12 protein-coding genes are annotated in these 16126 nt (G+C 37.5%); 7 read left to right on the plus strand and 5 right to left on the minus strand.

The window, feature by feature from the left end; translation table 11 throughout:
• Positions 1–10 precede the first annotated feature (10 nt).
• The 4 genes from K350_RS0119735 (at position 11) to K350_RS0119750 (ending at position 5042) form a co-directional block, all read left to right on the plus strand.
• Positions 11–928 carry a PorP/SprF family type IX secretion system membrane protein gene (locus tag K350_RS0119735; protein WP_028981362.1) on the plus strand — a complete coding sequence of 306 codons (918 nt, stop codon included), beginning with the start codon at positions 11–13 and terminating at the stop codon, positions 926–928.
• Positions 928–3009 (plus strand): PD40 domain-containing protein, encoded by a 2082-nt coding sequence (locus tag K350_RS31505; protein WP_156027108.1) that lies wholly within the window; start codon positions 928–930, stop codon positions 3007–3009. The genes K350_RS0119735 and K350_RS31505 overlap by 1 nt, the downstream gene beginning before the upstream one ends.
• Before the next feature lie 59 nt (positions 3010–3068).
• Entirely contained in the window at positions 3069–4304 is a 1236-nt protein-coding gene (locus K350_RS0119745; protein WP_028981363.1) for an MFS transporter, read from the plus strand.
• A gap of 81 nt (positions 4305–4385) precedes the next feature.
• Positions 4386–5042 (plus strand): carboxypeptidase-like regulatory domain-containing protein, encoded by a 657-nt coding sequence (locus K350_RS0119750; RefSeq protein WP_028981364.1) that lies wholly within the window; start codon positions 4386–4388, stop codon positions 5040–5042.
• A gap of 137 nt (positions 5043–5179) precedes the next feature.
• On the opposite strand, the gene K350_RS0119755 is transcribed toward K350_RS0119750, so the two are convergent.
• From K350_RS0119755 to K350_RS0119765, 3 genes are all read right to left on the minus strand, one after another.
• Complete coding sequence (locus K350_RS0119755; RefSeq protein WP_028981365.1) at positions 5180–5773, minus strand: HupE/UreJ family protein; 594 nt, start codon at positions 5771–5773, stop codon at positions 5180–5182.
• Between the two features lie 227 nt (positions 5774–6000).
• Complete coding sequence (clpB, locus tag K350_RS0119760; protein WP_028981366.1) at positions 6001–8616, minus strand: ATP-dependent chaperone ClpB; 2616 nt, start codon at positions 8614–8616, stop codon at positions 6001–6003.
• 224 nt (positions 8617–8840) lie between these two features.
• A complete protein-coding gene (locus K350_RS0119765; protein ID WP_028981367.1) occupies positions 8841–9605 on the minus strand; it encodes a porin family protein in 765 nt (254 codons plus the stop codon).
• 178 nt (positions 9606–9783) lie between these two features.
• Here K350_RS0119765 and rlmN point away from each other — a divergent pair, with 178 nt between their 5' ends.
• Positions 9784–10845: a dual-specificity RNA methyltransferase RlmN gene (gene rlmN / locus K350_RS0119770; RefSeq protein ID WP_028981368.1), complete on the plus strand. Its 1062-nt coding sequence runs from the start codon at positions 9784–9786 to the stop codon at positions 10843–10845.
• A gap of 6 nt (positions 10846–10851) precedes the next feature.
• On the opposite strand, the gene K350_RS0119775 is transcribed toward rlmN, so the two are convergent.
• Together K350_RS0119775 and K350_RS0119780 are read right to left on the minus strand one after the other, a co-directional pair.
• Entirely contained in the window at positions 10852–12192 is a 1341-nt protein-coding gene (locus tag K350_RS0119775) for a DUF5723 family protein (protein ID WP_028981369.1), read from the minus strand.
• A 6-nt stretch (positions 12193–12198) separates the two neighbouring features.
• The gene (locus K350_RS0119780) at positions 12199–13227 is read right to left on the minus strand and encodes a hypothetical protein (RefSeq protein WP_028981370.1); all 1029 of its coding nucleotides are present in this window, start codon (positions 13225–13227) and stop codon (positions 12199–12201) included.
• 159 nt (positions 13228–13386) lie between these two features.
• On the opposite strand from K350_RS0119780, the gene K350_RS0119785 reads away from it, so the two are divergent.
• Positions 13387–13974 (plus strand): hypothetical protein, encoded by a 588-nt coding sequence (locus K350_RS0119785; RefSeq protein WP_028981371.1) that lies wholly within the window; start codon positions 13387–13389, stop codon positions 13972–13974.
• Positions 13975–14157: 183 nt separating this feature from the next.
• On the plus strand, positions 14158–16068 hold the full coding sequence (gene dnaK / locus K350_RS0119790) for a molecular chaperone DnaK (protein WP_028981372.1): 1911 nt from the start codon (positions 14158–14160) through the stop codon (positions 16066–16068).
• The last annotated feature ends 58 nt before the right edge of the window (positions 16069–16126 follow it).

Here is a 16126-nt window from a genome sequence, read left to right on the forward strand (position 1 = left end):
TTAAGTACACGTGGTCAGGTCAAGTATATTACTGGTAAGTTTAATTTTGCTGTCTTGGGTAACCAAAGCCCAGCAGGCTACGTTGTATTCGCAATACATGTTTAATGGGCTTGCGATTAATCCGGCATATGCCGGCTCCAGTGAAGCTTTAAACTTCACTGCTACAGGAAGAAAACAATGGAGTGGAGTGGAAGGAGCACCTTCAACGCTTACTTTCTCAGCACATGCGCCTATACGCAAAGAAAAGATGGCGTTGGGGGCTTTGATTACCAATGATCATATTTCTGTTTTTACACAGACTACATTAAATGTAGTTTATGCTTATAGGTTACATCTTACCACAGGCTCTACTCTGGCATTTGGGCTTCAGGCTGGGGCTTCCAATTATCTTGCGAGATATAGCGACTTGACTTACAAAGCGGCTAATGATCCTACTTTACAACAGGAAGATTATAATACAATTACTCCTGGATTTGGAGCTGGAATTTATTATAATTCAAAAAAGTTTTATGCCGGAGCTTCTGTTCCCTATCTGGCCAGCAATTTCCTCGCTTCAAAATATGTTGCTAATCGAATGGAATTAAAGAATCATTATTTTTTTACAGCGGGTTATGTTGCGGATGTAAATGAGAACCTGAAATTTAAGCCTAGCACACTTATAAAATATATAGAAGGCGCTCCCATTCAGATCGATTATAATGCTAATTTTCTTTACAAGGAATTTCTTTGGCTTGGGGTATCATACAGAAGTAAGACTTCATTAATATTTCTGGCTCAGGTTTATGCAAATGACCAGCTCAGCTTCGGGTACTCTTATGATCATAGTCTTTCCAAATTGTCTGGATTTAATACTGGCTCACATGAAATTATGATTAGCTACCTTTTTTCATATACAAAAACTAAAGTTGTTACACCAAGATATTTTTAATGATGAAGGTTTTTCTGAAGTTGATTGTTGCTGTTGTATTGCTATCAAAAACATCACTACTCTATAGTCAGGACAAAAATATAGTTGCACACTTTAAAAATGATTTGAAACTGGCGGAAGATCTCTATGCGAAGCAAGCTTATTTAAAAGCCGGAGAGATGTTTCAGCGTATTGCTAGGAAGGATACTGGAAATGCTGATATCAGATTTAAGATAGGCGAATGCTATTGGAAACTTAATAATACTACAGATGCAGAATACTGGTATAAAGAAGGATTTAAAAGAAATAACGCCATCATAAACCTGGCAGATTATAAGCTTCATCTTGCAGAGGCATTGGTGATCAATGGGAAAAAGGACGAGGCAAAAATCTGGTATGACCTGTATAGTAAAGAGAGTCTGAGCAAAAGGGCCATTGCTGAGTCCAAAAGGAGAGGTCTTGATGCTTATGATACATTCTTTAGAGATTCTTTATTTTACAGTGTAAAAGAACTACCTATTAATTCTTCAGCATCAGAATATTGCCCGGCATTTTATCAGAAAGGCCTTGTGTTTGTCTCTAACAGAAAAACCATTGAACTTGTAAAGAATGTTGATGCAGCCGATCAGGGTAATTTTCTTGACTTGTACTTTGTTGAATTTGCCGGCGATTCGGGATTTGGGAAGCTGCAAAAATTTACAGACTTTAATACAGGTCTAAACGAAGGTCCAATTACATTTTTTGAAAATGGAAGAAGAGCTGTTTTTTCCAAAAATGAAAAAGCGGTTGGGAAAGATACCAAGCGGCTACAACTGTTTTATTCTGAAAAGGATCAGAATGGAAAATGGACAAAACCAGAAGCACTGCCATTTAATAATTCAGCCTATTCTGTAAGTCATCCTTTCTTTGATAAAAATACAAGTTGCCTTTATTTCGTGTCAGACATGCCTGGAGGCTACGGAGGAACAGATATTTACAGAAGTATCTTCCACAATGGCGCGTGGATGATGCCAGAGAATATGGGTACATCAATCAATACATCAGGAAATGAAATGTTTCCTTTTGTGTCAAAGGATAGTTGTCTGTATTTTTCTTCCAATGGATTGCCAGGCATCGGGGGGCTTGATCTTTTTTTTGTTGATCTTAAGCATCATGCTTCCAAACCTATAAACCTTGGAGCCCCTTTAAACAGCTCCAAAGACGACTTTTCCCTAATACTTACTGATAATACTTCTACAGGATTTTTCTCCAGTAACAGGAAAAAATCAGGTGGGGATGATATATACAGAATCATCATTCATAAGATAAAATATGAAGGAGTAATGCTTGATAAACTAAAAGCACTTCCTTTAAAAGGGGTTACTATAAAAATTTCTGACACAGAAACCGGAAAAGTTGAATGGGTTGTTAAAAGCTCTAACAAGGGGACATTCTCTTGCTACCTCATGCCCGGAAGGCATTATATGGTGGAGGCTGTAAAGGATGATTATAAAGTATCGCAAACGGAACTTTATTTTTCTTCGAGGTATGAGAATCTTGTAAGAAATAAAATAACAATGGAGAAGGTTAAAAAATCCTTTGTTAAGGGGCGAGTGATAAAAGATACTTCAATGGTAAAGAATTGTATGGTGAAAGTTTTTGATTTTTCCAATGATTCTGTTGAAGTTATGAAGACTAATAATGTGGGAGAATTCTCGTGTGAAATTAATAAGGATACCACCAATATTTTTTATGCTGAATATAAAGGAGTGAAGGGCTTATATAAGCTTGAACCCGTTCAACGAAAACGCAAGGGATCAGTATTGACTTATATTACTCTGGAGCTTGCCCCTTTGAAATACAAGGAATGTGAAGGTCTATTGCTTGATACACTGGATCACCCATCTCCTAAGGATTCTTTAATCTTGTCCAATGAACTTACCGGAGAAGAAGAAATAATAAAGACAGATAAAGATGGTAAATTTAAATTTAATGCGTGGGAATCAGGTAGATATTCTTTATTTTTAAAGTCCGAAGACAGGTATGTCTGGATGAGTACTTTTGTTCCGGAAAAGGTTAACAGGATTCAATTGAGAAAAAGGAAAAAGGACGAGATCTATTAGGTGAATTCTGTTAACTCATCACCTACTTTTATCGTAAATGTTGAATGTAAATTTGAAGTATGTCTTCTCCAGTAGCATTAAATGATTTTTCAACTAAAGATGAGAGTTCTACGACTCTTAAGGAAATTGCGCTAATCTTCCTTTTGGCGTGTATTCAATTCACTTTTGTTATTGACTACATAGTGATATTGCCCCTTGGTCCTGAAATCATGAAATCTTTTCAGATACGTCCGGATGAATACGGGTTGATTATCTCAGCATATACACTTACTGCAGCAATTGCAGGCTTTTTTTCTTCATTTTTTATAGATCGGTTTGACAGGAAACAGGCTTTGTTGTTTTGTTTGTTTTATTTCCTTACAGGATCAATATTAAGTTATATCGCGAATACATATTATTTCTTCATGTTGGCCAGGATGTTTACTGGGGCTTTCGGGGGGGTAATGTCTTCGCTAGTGATGATTTACCTGGGAGAGAAATTTTCATTGAAGAAACTTGGTGTGGCAACAAGCTTTGTAATGATTGCTAATGGTATGGCTACAATTGTAGGTGTACCGACTGCGGTATTTTTCTCAGATAATTTTGGCTGGAAATTTCCATTCATGGTGCTGTTGTGCATTAACTTTATAGTTATTACTCTGACATATTTCTTCCTTCCTAAAACTCAGAAGTCATCCACAATTACAAGATCAAATGTTTCGGTTAAGCTAAGGTCTGTGGTCTTAAACGCAAATTTTATTTGGCCGGTGATTTTTATGTCTTTGTTGACTTTTGCAGGAGGAGCTACAATTTTGCCGTTTCTAAGTGCCTTCGTCTCTACAAATTTTTATTTTTCTACAGAAGAAATAGCATTAATGTTCTTCTATGGTGGACTCGCAGCATTGTTTGTTAATCCTATTGTGGGCTACCTTATAGATAAATTTGGGAAACAGAATGTATTTCTGCTTCTTAATTTTGTTTCAATAATTCCATTGTTGTTGCTTACTACTTTTCCTTTTACGGAAAAAAATGCAACCTTGCTCGTGACCACTCTTTTCTGGTGTCTTTCCACTGCAAGGCAAATGTCCGGACTTACCCTCGTAAATTCACTTTTCCCGAGTGAGCACCGAGGCAGGTTTATCACAATTAATTCTTCTATTCAGTTGTTGGCAGGAAGCGCCGCAACAGCTATAAGTGGCAAAATAATTTACACTGAAGAAAACCTGCTATGTAATTTTGATGTTCTTGGCGTTATCGGGATATGTGCAACGATTATTTGTATCTTCGCCGCATTTATACTGGAAGAGCAGAGTTAGCTGGTAAGGGTAACATGCTATAAATTTCCTCTAGGCTATAATTATTCAGGCAAAATTCCGTTACCTTTAGTGTCTTGAATTATGAGAAGAATTTTATTTATCCTGCTTTTTGTTTCCTATTCCCTTATTTCACAGGGACAAAATGGGAAAAATATTGTTCAGCTTTCTGGTCTTGTAATTGGTGGTGACAGTGCATATGGAATTCCTGGGGTCACTATTTACACTCCAAAATCAGGAAGGGGAACCATCACGAACTATCTCGGTTATTTTTCGATGCCTGCTTTAGGAGGCGATAGTATCGTAATCAAATCACTTGGATTTAAGGAAAAGTATTTTATCGTACCTAAAGACACTAATAAATTGAGTCTCGTAATAGAGCTATTAGGTGATACCTCTATTTTGCCCACAGTCGAAGTTTTTCCATGGCCAACAGAAAAAATATTTAAAGAAGCTTTTCTTTCGCTCAAATTGGATGGCAATTCTTACGATAACATGCATAAAAATCTGAATGAGCAGGTAATGAGAAGAATGCTTTATACACAAGAAGCAAGCAGCAAGAACAACCACAATTATTACATGCAGCAGCAAACTGCAAAAATGGAAAACAGGTTTTATCAGCCAACTCTAAGCCTACTCAATCCTTTTGCTTGGTCTCAATTTTTAAATTCTGCACGTAATGGTGGACTTAGGAATAAGAAGAAGGAAGAAAATGAAAAATATGGAAATGATGATTTCTAAAATTCCATTTTAACGGTCTATATGTATATTTTGATTTTTAGATTTAGATTGAATTTTAGGTTGTTATATTTTTAGGATGGTTTTTGAAAAACAAAAAAAATAATTAATTCCTCCCTCAGTTACCTTGCTGTTTTGTGCTATTTCAAAACCTGGGCATAGAAAAAAGCATGCATTATAATGTAAATTGAAATGCCGGCACAAGCACCTGATAATATTAAATTCCATTCTCTGATATTTACTCTTAATAAATAAGTAAGTATGAATGCTGTGATTAGCAGGAATGAAATTGTCAAAAACAAAGCAGATAAAACTCCCATATTGAAAGCAAAAACTGGTAGAAACAATTTGTCAGCATGTAAAACTGATCCCAGGGCAGCAGGGAAATCAAGGCCGTGAAGTAATCCACCACCTAGAGCAAGAAAATATCTGTAGTTATGAGGGGAATATTTGTTAGTAAATGCGTTCTTTTTAAGAAAGAAGTTGGATACTGAAACAATTAATGTCGTCAAAGGAAGTAGGAAGGGGAGCAATCTTGCCGGGGTGTTTATGATTCCAAATGCTGATAAAAAGAAAGTAATCAGGTATCCCAAAACAAAACAAGCTGCGTAAGTTGCAACTAGGCGCACTGATTTGAATGTATAGATTCCACACAATGCAATAATAAAAAGAATGTGTACAAATACATCCAGGTAGGCTATTTTGATAAATCCCAAACTGAAGTAGTGGACCATGGGTCAAAGTTTTATCTTGATTTTACTTTATACGATTTATGCTAAATCAAGGTTTAATAGGATAAAATAGGCAAGGGAGCAAAGGGAAAGGTCATAAAAAATGAGATGTACAGCAAAAAAAGTCGAAATTTCGCCTAATCCTTCACAAGAAAGAAAAGATAAGATAGAATGAAAAAAGGCTGCCCTATTTATGAGCAGCCTTTTGAATTTTATTTTTTTTGGTAAAATTAGAGTTTTACAGATTCCAGATTCAGAAACTGAATATTATCGTTTTCATCCAACGTAATTCCCACAACTTCATCTTTCTTAATAGCTCCTGAAAGTATTTCTTTAGATAATTCATTTAATATATGACGCTGAAGGACACGTTTCAGTGGTCTGGCTCCGAACTGTGGATCAAATCCCAATTCACCAAGTTTCTCCAATACTTCCGGTGAAGCTTCTATTCTAATACCACTTTCTTCAAGTCTCTTCTGAATTCCTTTAAATTGGATATCTACGATTTTCCTGATTTCTTTTCTGGAAAGAGGTTTGAACATAATGATCTCATCGACCCTGTTGAGGAACTCCGGACGAACAGACTTTTTCAACTGTTCTATAACATCGACCTTTGTTCTTTCAACAACCTCGTCTTCATTGTATTCATTTATCTCGGCAAAGTTTTCCTGAATAAGATTTGCTCCAATATTAGAAGTCATGATTATAATCGTGTTTTTGAAATTTGCAACACGGCCTTTGTTATCAGTAAGCCTTCCATCATCAAGTACTTGAAGCAGTATGTTGAATACATCCGGATGAGCTTTTTCAATTTCATCCAGCAGAACTACAGAGTAAGGCTTTCTTCTTACTGTTTCGGTCAGCTGTCCTCCTTCTTCATAACCAACATATCCCGGAGGCGCTCCAATAAGCCGGCTTACAGAATGCCTTTCCTGATACTCAGACATGTCAATTCTGACCATTGCGTTTTCATCGTTGAATAAGAATTCTGCTAAAGCTTTTGCCAATTCAGTTTTACCTACCCCGGTTGTTCCAAGGAAAATAAAAGAACCAATAGGTCTTTTCGGATCCTGCAATCCTGCACGGCTTCTTCTTACAGCATCTGATATAGCCTGGATAGCCTCTGCCTGACCTGCCACTCTTTTCCCAAGTTCTTCTTCAAGATGAAGCAATTTCTCACGGTCGCTCTGCAGCATTTTGGCTACGGGAATTCCAGTCCATTTGGCTACTACTTCAGCAATGTCTTCTGCAGTCACTTCTTCTTTCAGCATGGAGCTTCCATGTGCCTGAGTTTCCTGAATTTGCTTTTGAAGATCCTGAAGATTCTTTTCGCTCTCCTTTATTTTTCCATATCTTATTTCTGCTACTCTTCCATAGTCACCGGAACGTTCAGCCTGTTCAGCTTCATTTTTATATTTCTCAATATTTTCCTTTTCCTTCTGAATGGATTCTATGAGTGTTTTCTCATTTTGCCATTGTGCCTTCAGTTCATTTCGCTTATCCGTTAACTCTGCAATATCTTTAGAAAGCTGAGCTTCTTTCTCTTTATCATTTTCTCTGCGAATAGCTTCGCGCTCAATTTCAAGCTGCATTATTTTCCTTTGCACCTCATCCAGTTCTTCTGGTAAAGAGTCAATCTCTATTCTAAGCTTTGAAGCTGCTTCGTCCATAAGGTCAATGGCCTTATCAGGAAGGAAACGGTCTGATATATATCTGTTAGAAAGCTCTACAGCAGCAATGATGGCATCATCTTTTATTCGCACACCATGGTGTACTTCATATTTTTCCTTGATACCTCTTAATATAGAAATAGCATCCTGAAGATCCGGCTCATCTACCATCACAGCCTGGAACCTTCTTTCAAGAGCTTTGTCCTTTTCTATGTACTTTTGATATTCCTTTAAAGTAGTTGCTCCGATTGCGTGCAACTCACCTCTCGCCAGAGCAGGTTTCAGTAAGTTTGCTGCATCCATTGCACCTTCACCGCCTCCGCCTGCTCCAATCAGTGTGTGGATTTCGTCAATAAAGAGTACTATTTCTCCATCAGAATCAGTTACTTCCTTAATTACGGATTTTAATCTTTCTTCAAACTCGCCTTTGTATTTGGCACCTGCAACAAGGAGTCCCATGTCAAGGGATACAACGGTCTTTGACTTCAGATTTTCAGGAACGTCGCCATTTACAATTCTCTGCGCCAATCCTTCAACTATCGCAGTTTTACCAACCCCTGGTTCACCAAGTAGAACAGGGTTATTTTTAGTTCTTCTTGAAAGTATCTGAAGTACTCTTCTGATTTCTTCATCTCTACCGATTACGGGATCTATTTTGCCTGCTTTAGCCAGTTCGTTAAGGTTTTTGGAATATCTTTCCAACGACCTGTATTTTGCTTCTGCATTTTGATCTGTTACTTTTGATCCTCCCCTTAATTCGTGGATAGCGGCTTTCAGATGTTTTTCTGAAAAACCTGCATCTTTCATCAAGGTTGCGGTTTTATCTCTTCCACCCAGAATACCTAGTAAAAGGTGTTCTACTGCTACATACTGATCACCAAATTCCTTTAAAAAAGAACTTGCTTTTACTAAAGCCTGATTGGCATCGTTGGACAGATATGGACTGCCTCCGCTCATTTTAGGGTAGGAGCGGATGATCTCTTCCAGTTTGGTCTCAAAAAGATTTTTGTTAACGTTCAGTTTCTTTAAAAGAAAGGCAATCATATTCTCGTCCGATTCGAGGATGGCCTTTAAGATATGTCCCGATTCAACCCCCTGTTGTTGATTGCTTCCGGCAATTTCTGTAGCCCTTTGAATGACTTCCTGGGCCTTTATTGTATAATTGTTAAAGTTCATAGGTTGACTAACTTTTATTCTAAATCCTAAACATCAAACTTTCGTCCATTGGTGCATAATTTAAAGAATAGGAAAAAATGTCATTTCTCTTCTGTTTTTTTGCTTGTTGTGGTGACAATTTGTCTGAGTTAAGCAGTTCTGGAATTTCACCATTCGGTAAAAATGTCAAAAGCCGAAATTCATTGATTTGAATTTCGGCTTTTGCAATGAAAGTTCTTTTTTAACTATCTTCTTCCTCTCATTGTAGGTGACAATAAATGGTCATTTCCGAAATGATAAGTTACTCCAAGTAAAAGAGCGAAGGTATAGTTGTGATAAAATTGCTTATAATTATCGTAGCTAGTAACCGGGACGTCCGCATTGGTTTTTGCTTTCTTATTTAAGGTATTGGTAATGCCGAAATCAAATTTTGCACTTGTGTTAAATGTAAAATGCTGATTAAGATAAACATCTAACCCTGCTCCAATGGCTGCATCGATGATAAATTTATTATAGTAATCGTTTTTAGAAGGAGGCAGATCATAAAACTTAGTCAAATTAGGATCGTCTTCTCTTCTTGTGTATATCACATTTCCTCCGGCACCTTTAATAAGATATCCCAGTTGAGGACCTCCGTAAATTACGAAATCAGTTTTTTTAGTTAGCTTATGAGATGCTCTCAAAAATAATGGTAGTTTGATGTAATCAAGTCTTCTTTTTCCACTTAATACACGCGCCGTATCAGTAGGCTGAAATTGAAGTTCTGATGTAAATTTTTGATTATGAGAGGCATAAAATAAACCTGTCTGGAAGGTTGTAGCTCTGTCCAGTCTAAAGTCCACATTCAGACCCGCTCCACCTGCAAATGTATTTTTGCTATCGTATTGAGGGTCATAATTGTTAGTCAGAATACCTGTTTTGGAAGGGAAGTAATAAACTCCCAGCGTTACCTGAGCAAATGAAGCAGATACGCAAAATAAAAATGCGAGGAAAAGTAATGCTTTTTTCATATGACTTAATTTGGTAATACAAAAGTAAGAAAAAATCCAATTCGATTTTCAGAAAAAACATGACTGTAACGGATTCTAAGGCATAACTGTTTGAAATTTCGATATGAATTTTATATCGTCCATATATGTTTTAACTGGAATCAGTTAATTTAGAGGGATTATTTGTACCTTTGCACCTATGAATACTCAGGTTTTAAAAGACATTCGCAAACAAACTATTCAGGATCTGAAAATCTTTCTGGAAGAAAAGGGGGAGAAGGGATTTCGTGCAAAACAGATTTATGAATGGATTTGGAATAAAAGTGCGTCTTCTTTTGATGAAATGACCAACCTTTCCATAAAAACCCGCGATTTGTTAAAGGAAAGCTTTGCATTTCAAAAGGTTACTATTGCTCAAAAGCAGGTAAGTGCGGATAAAACTATCAAAGTGGGTTTCAGGCTTTTTGATGGCAATCTGGTAGAAGGAGTTTTGATTCCAGCAGACGATCGTATGACAGCTTGCGTCTCTTCTCAGGTAGGCTGTTCACTAACCTGTAAATTCTGCGCCACAGGTTATATGGAAAGAAAGAGAAATCTTGAGCCTGGAGAAATTTATGATCAGGTGGTTCTTATAAGACAGCTGGCTGAGGAACATTATAACACTCCTTTAACCAATATTGTATTCATGGGTATGGGGGAGCCTTTGCTCAATTATGCTAATGTATTGAAGGGAATAGAAATGATAACTTCTCCTGAAGGCTTGAATATGGCTTCCAAAAGGATAACACTTTCTACTGCCGGCGTTGCTAAAATGATCAAAAAACTTGCGGATGATGAGGTGAAGTTTAACCTTGCATTGTCTCTGCATGCTGCAAATGACGTGAAGAGAAATGAGATCATGCCAATCAACGAAACCAATACACTTGAAGCATTGGGCGAGGCTCTAAGGTATTTTTACAAAAAGACAGGGACCCGTGTCACATATGAATATATCGTATTCCATGATGTGAATGACAAGATTGAGGATGCTCGTGAGCTTTACGAATTCAGTAAAATCATACCTTGCAAAATCAATATTATAGAATACAATCCTATTGCTGAAGCTGCTTATGTGAATGCCAAAGAGGATAGGATTGAGAAATTCAGAGCATATCTGGAGGCTAAGGGAGTTACTGTAAATGTTCGGAGAAGCAGGGGCAAAGACATAGATGCCGCCTGCGGTCAGCTCGCAATTAAAGAGAAACCAGGATCAATTGCCTAAACTTTTCTAAAAGGCAACTGAAATATTGGTCGCTAAATCTGCTCCTTTTCCATGGTTAGGAAAAATAAAACCGGTAAGGTTGTCTGAGCTGAATCCCCATTTAAAACTTTGTCCTAATTTAAAACTAAAGAAGGCTCCTATCGCTCGCTTATTATATCCTCCTGCAGAGAGTAATACTCCTCCGTTAAATACTCTGTGAAAGTCATGGTTGTAGCCTATGCTGAAAAATGACTTTGTTGTAGAGCCTGGAAGGTTCTGAAATCCCTGGATATAAGTAAAGAAGATGGTGTTAGAGTTGTATGTCGACTCATCTTTTTTGGAAGTTCTTGGTGTTTTAATTTTCCCTTCAATAACAAGCCTGGTACTTAGCGGTGTTTTATATGATCCACCCTTGGTTTTTATAGGGTCAAAAATCTGGGCAAGGGTATCAGTGCTATATTTTTGGCTTCCGAAAAACCTGCTTATGATCAATCCTTCATATTTTACCTGCCCTGATCGTTCATAGCTTGTAACATCTTTATCATATTTTACAGCACCGATATCTAATATGCTGGTGGTAAATTGAAGGTATTTATTTACAAAAACAGTTACGCCTGCATCTGCACCATAACCTTTACCATTGGAGTTCCATAGGTTGATGTTGTCGATACCGGAGGTTTGTACTTTATAGTTAAAATCAAAATCTATGAAGCGTCCTTCCGGATCTGTATACATCGATCCATTGGCAGGGCGCATATATATGGAGCCGATGCCTGTAAGATACTTTACCCGAACCCCCGCTCTTATTCCAAATCCGTCTTCTTTACCAAAAACAGGAATAGCAGCGCCCAGTGCGTATTCTCTGAGGTAGTTCACATTCAGACTTGCAGGACCAAGGTTTACACGTTGTCCGGCAAATTGCTTGTTCCCTTTTAAAGCAAGCTTCAGGAAGTTTTCACCAAATAAAAAACTTGTACCTGATCTTTCATTTACACCTAGAGAAAATGCCAATTTTTTTTCTGACTTTGTTTTAAATTGCACTGCAACTCCCAACAATTGAAAGTCTAAGCCTGCACCAAAAAGGTTTTCACTGTTCAGCTTCGATAATATTTTATTGACATCCTGGTTTTGAATTAATCCTTTTTGATAAATTTCTTTAGCTGTCTTATAATCAAAAGCTGTATTGCCCAGCCAAACGTAACTATTTATGCCAATCTGAGCGTGCTTGTTTCCAAGGTCCAGTTCAGAAGGAGAATATTTGGAAGCATTCAGATCATTGTAATTGCAATACCTCGTGCCCATATTATTTTGAGCCGAAGCAATTAATCCTGTTGAAAAAATGAACAGTGCTGTAAAAAGATTTCTCATGGAAAATTATTTTTTTATTGCAACATTTAGATCTCCGGTGAGCTGAAATTTCAAAAGGTTATCCTTGTTGATGGTGACATCAGGAGGATTGGCAGCATTGAATTTGATTCGAAGGAATTCTGCGTTGATTATTTTATTGGCTTTGGTTTCGTTAAGCTCAGTTGTAATTTTTGTTTCTCTCGGACTTACCGTTACCCCTCCGGCTATCACAGGCTCTTGAATAGTAGGATCTGTATTGAAGAGAGAGTCCAGTACATTATAGGAGCCATCAAGGAAGTACAGCTGAAGACTGAATTTTAAAGGCATGCCATTGTTGGCAAAAGTATATAACTTTCCTGAAAGAGATTCAGCATTGATATCTGTTCCCTTAAGGTTTAAGTCTACAGTTTCTTCTACATTAAAAGTATTTCCCTTTGAGAGTGTGATTGATTTGAACTTCAACTTATGGATATAAACTTCAATTTTAAATGACCTTTCAGGGTCTATAATAACTTTTCCATTGCTGTTTTTGGTGGAAAAATTATTGATTTGCAACTGCATGTTAGGCAAAAGTTGCCTGTTATTCAGGTTCAGAGGAGTCATTCTATAGACACCCCCATTGGATGGTAAACCAGTGTTAAGGGTTTGATTTACCAATATTGGTGTTGTTCCGCCAGGTTGACTAATAACTACGTTTACGCCTGAGTTCACATCCACTTGGAGATTATTGGTCAGGACGAAATATATCTCACCTGATTCGACTTCTGCAGATTTGAATGTTTCTGTAAGGTCCAGGTCAAAGGGGCCGAGATTGGTTGAAGGAATCGCAGGGATATTCACTGCAATTGAAGGGTTGGGAATTCCGAAATCCGCAAGTTTGAAAGTCTTTACATAGGCAAAACTGTCTATGTCGGGAATTTCATTAATTGTGAGATCCTCTTTGACCAGTGGTCCCAGAATCTGGGCGTCCCAATCCGGTTCCAGTTCATGGTCTTGTTTTACATTGCATGAAAAGAGAAATAAAAGAATAATAAACAAAAAGCGTCCTGATTTCATTGAGTTTAAAAAAGTCACATACTGGTTAAAGATAGTTAATTTCATTGCAATGATAAAATTTGTTCGAATTAGTTCATTAACGTTCAAAAACTTTAACGGTTGGCAAAGATTTATTAATATAGCAGTGTATTACTATTTAGGGTATTTAATTTATAAGAAATGAATTATAGAAGTATTGCAGGGGCATTGGTGATTGCTGTTTGTCTTTTTTCCTGCTCAGAAGATAAAACACAAACAGAAGAGCAAGTAACGGAACAGCCGCAACAAACAGATACTTTAGTATCAGGTATAGACACCCTTAGAACGGAAATGGTAAAAATCCTCAAAGCAGATAGTGGGGTTTTCAGAGGGGTAACTTTTGGAATGACTAAGGATGAAGTAAGTGATTTGGAAGCTGATACCAAAAGAGATTCTACAGAGCAAACTTATCTTGATTATCTTTTTGAAGTAAATGAGCTTGAAGAAGCTGAGGTGTCTTATTTTTATGGTAAAGATTTGAAGATAAATAAGATACAGCTTAATGTTTACCCTGAAGATGAACCATCACAAAAGCGATATTTTGATGAATTAAAGGCATTCTTTTCCGATAAAAATGGGGAACCTAAAACCGTTACTGATAAGAATGCAATATGGCAAACACCTGAAGTTTTAATAAATATGAAAAAAATGGGAAATGAAAAAGTGCACGATATTCAGGTAGATTTTGTTCCCGCGCCTGTTTCAACTCCCACTGCGGCAATAAAATAATCAATTTAATAAGCTTTTTGTCAGGCAAAGAATGCCTTCTTTGCCTTTTTTTCATCTTTTTTTTCCCTTTTTAATAGGTTTATGCCAGAATGGCATACTGTCAGTTCGGAATTCCTGTTGGCATAACCATTGTTATAGTACCAAGCAACAGAGAAAATTAAAACCTTTTAAAAATATTTATTTATGGGAAAAATTATTGGTATAGACTTAGGTACAACGAACTCCTGCGTGTCTGTAATGGAGGGAAATGAACCGGTTGTAATTGCCAACAGCGAAGGTAGGAGAACAACTCCATCTATTGTTGCTTTCCTTGACAATGGGGAAAGAAAAGTCGGAGATCCTGCAAAACGTCAGGCGATTATCAATCCGAGAAATACCATTATGTCTATCAAAAGATTCATGGGTAAGAAATATTCTGAAGTAACTAAAGAAGCTTCAAATGTTACTTATAATGTGGAAAAAGGACCTAATGATACTCCAAGAGTAAAAATAGGAGACAGACACTATACTCCACAGGAGCTTTCAGCGATGATTCTTCAGAAGATGAAAGCTACTGCAGAAGATTATCTGGGTCAGGAAGTAAAAGAAGCCGTAATTACTGTACCAGCTTATTTTAACGATGCAGAAAGACAGGCCACTAAAGAAGCAGGTCAGATAGCAGGTCTTGAGGTAAAACGTATCATCAACGAACCTACAGCTGCAGCACTTGCTTACGGTCTTGATAAAAAACATCAGGATATGGTTATCGCAGTATTTGACCTTGGTGGCGGTACTTTTGATATCTCAATCCTTGAATTAGGTGATGGTGTATTTGAAGTTAAATCTACTAACGGTGATACACACCTTGGAGGTGATGACTTTGACCAGGTTATCATCGACTGGCTGGCAGAAGAGTTTAAGAAAGACGAAGGCCTGGATCTTAGAAAGGACCCTATGGCACTTCAAAGATTGAAAGAAGCTGCGGAGAAAGCTAAAGTTGAACTTTCCAGCTCTACTTCTACAGAGATCAACCTGCCTTATATTATGCCTGTTGACGGTGTTCCTAAGCACCTTGTAAGACAGTTGACAAGAGCTAAATTTGAGCAGCTTGCAGATTCTCTAATCAAGAGAACGCTTGAGCCTTGCAAAAAAGCACTTAAAGATGCTGGTCTTTCAATAGATAAAATTAATGAAGTAATCCTTGTAGGTGGTTCTACGAGAATTCCTAGAATTCAGGAAGAAGTTGAGAAATTCTTCGGAAAGAAACCTTCTAAAGGAGTTAACCCTGATGAGGTAGTTGCTGTAGGAGCTGCGATCCAAGGTGGTGTATTGACAGGTGAAGTAAAAGATGTACTTCTTCTTGATGTTACTCCGCTTTCTCTAGGTATCGAAACTATGGGAGGTGTGTTCACTAAACTAATAGAGTCTAACACAACTATTCCATCTAAGAAATCAGAAGTATTTTCTACGGCTTCAGATAGCCAGCCTTCTGTAGAAATTCACGTATTGCAAGGTGAAAGACCGATGTCAAGAGATAATAGAACAATCGGACGTTTCCACCTTGATGGAATACCACCAGCACCAAGAGGAGTTCCTCAGATCGAAGTAACATTCGATATCGATGCTAACGGTATACTTCACGTATCAGCTAAAGACAGAGGAACAGGAAAAGAACAGAAGATCAGAATCGAAGCTTCTTCAGGCTTAACAGATGCTGAGATCGAGAAGATGAAAGCTGAAGCTAAAGCAAACGAAGAGGCAGATAAGAAGGAGAAGGAAAGTGCTGAGAAAATCAATGCTGCTGACTCTTTGATCTTCCAGACTGAAAAGCAATTGAAAGAGTACGGAGATAAACTTTCTGCAGGAAATAAATCTGCTATAGAAAGCGCCCTTGCTGAGCTTAAAACTGCTCACGGTTCAAGAAATGCAGATGCAATAGATACTGCTCTTGCATCATTGAACAAAGCATGGGAAGCTGCTTCTCAGGAAATGTACAGTGCAACTCAGGGAGCAGGCGCTGAAGCTGGTGGCGGTGCTGCCGGACAAGGTCCAACAGATACAGGAGGAGTTACTGATGTTGACTATGAAGAAGTTGATTCTAATAAGAATAAGTAATAAGTAGTGAGTGATAAGTTTAACAATGAAGCCCCGGAGTTTTACTTCGGGGCTTTTT

This window comes from Sporocytophaga myxococcoides DSM 11118 (assembly GCF_000426725.1).
Taxonomy (GTDB): Bacteria; Bacteroidota; Bacteroidia; order Cytophagales; family Cytophagaceae; genus Sporocytophaga; species Sporocytophaga myxococcoides.

What these genes read in the sequence shown, in the direction of transcription:
- K350_RS31505 (WP_156027108.1), top strand. Translation starts at nt 928, where the DNA reads ATGATGAAGGTTTTTCTGAAGTTGATTGTTGCTGTTGTATTGCTATCA.
- K350_RS0119745 (WP_028981363.1), top strand. Translation starts at nt 3,069, where the DNA reads ATGTCTTCTCCAGTAGCATTAAATGATTTTTCAACTAAAGATGAGAGT.
- K350_RS0119750 (WP_028981364.1), top strand. Translation starts at nt 4,386, where the DNA reads ATGAGAAGAATTTTATTTATCCTGCTTTTTGTTTCCTATTCCCTTATT.
- K350_RS0119755 (WP_028981365.1), bottom strand. Translation starts at nt 5,773, where the DNA reads ATGGTCCACTACTTCAGTTTGGGATTTATCAAAATAGCCTACCTGGAT.
- clpB (WP_028981366.1), bottom strand. Translation starts at nt 8,616, where the DNA reads ATGAACTTTAACAATTATACAATAAAGGCCCAGGAAGTCATTCAAAGG.
- K350_RS0119765 (WP_028981367.1), bottom strand. Translation starts at nt 9,605, where the DNA reads ATGAAAAAAGCATTACTTTTCCTCGCATTTTTATTTTGCGTATCTGCT.
- rlmN (WP_028981368.1), top strand. Translation starts at nt 9,784, where the DNA reads ATGAATACTCAGGTTTTAAAAGACATTCGCAAACAAACTATTCAGGAT.
- K350_RS0119775 (WP_028981369.1), bottom strand. Translation starts at nt 12,192, where the DNA reads ATGAGAAATCTTTTTACAGCACTGTTCATTTTTTCAACAGGATTAATT.
- K350_RS0119780 (WP_028981370.1), bottom strand. Translation starts at nt 13,227, where the DNA reads ATGAAATCAGGACGCTTTTTGTTTATTATTCTTTTATTTCTCTTTTCA.
- K350_RS0119785 (WP_028981371.1), top strand. Translation starts at nt 13,387, where the DNA reads ATGAATTATAGAAGTATTGCAGGGGCATTGGTGATTGCTGTTTGTCTT.
- dnaK (WP_028981372.1), top strand. Translation starts at nt 14,158, where the DNA reads ATGGGAAAAATTATTGGTATAGACTTAGGTACAACGAACTCCTGCGTG.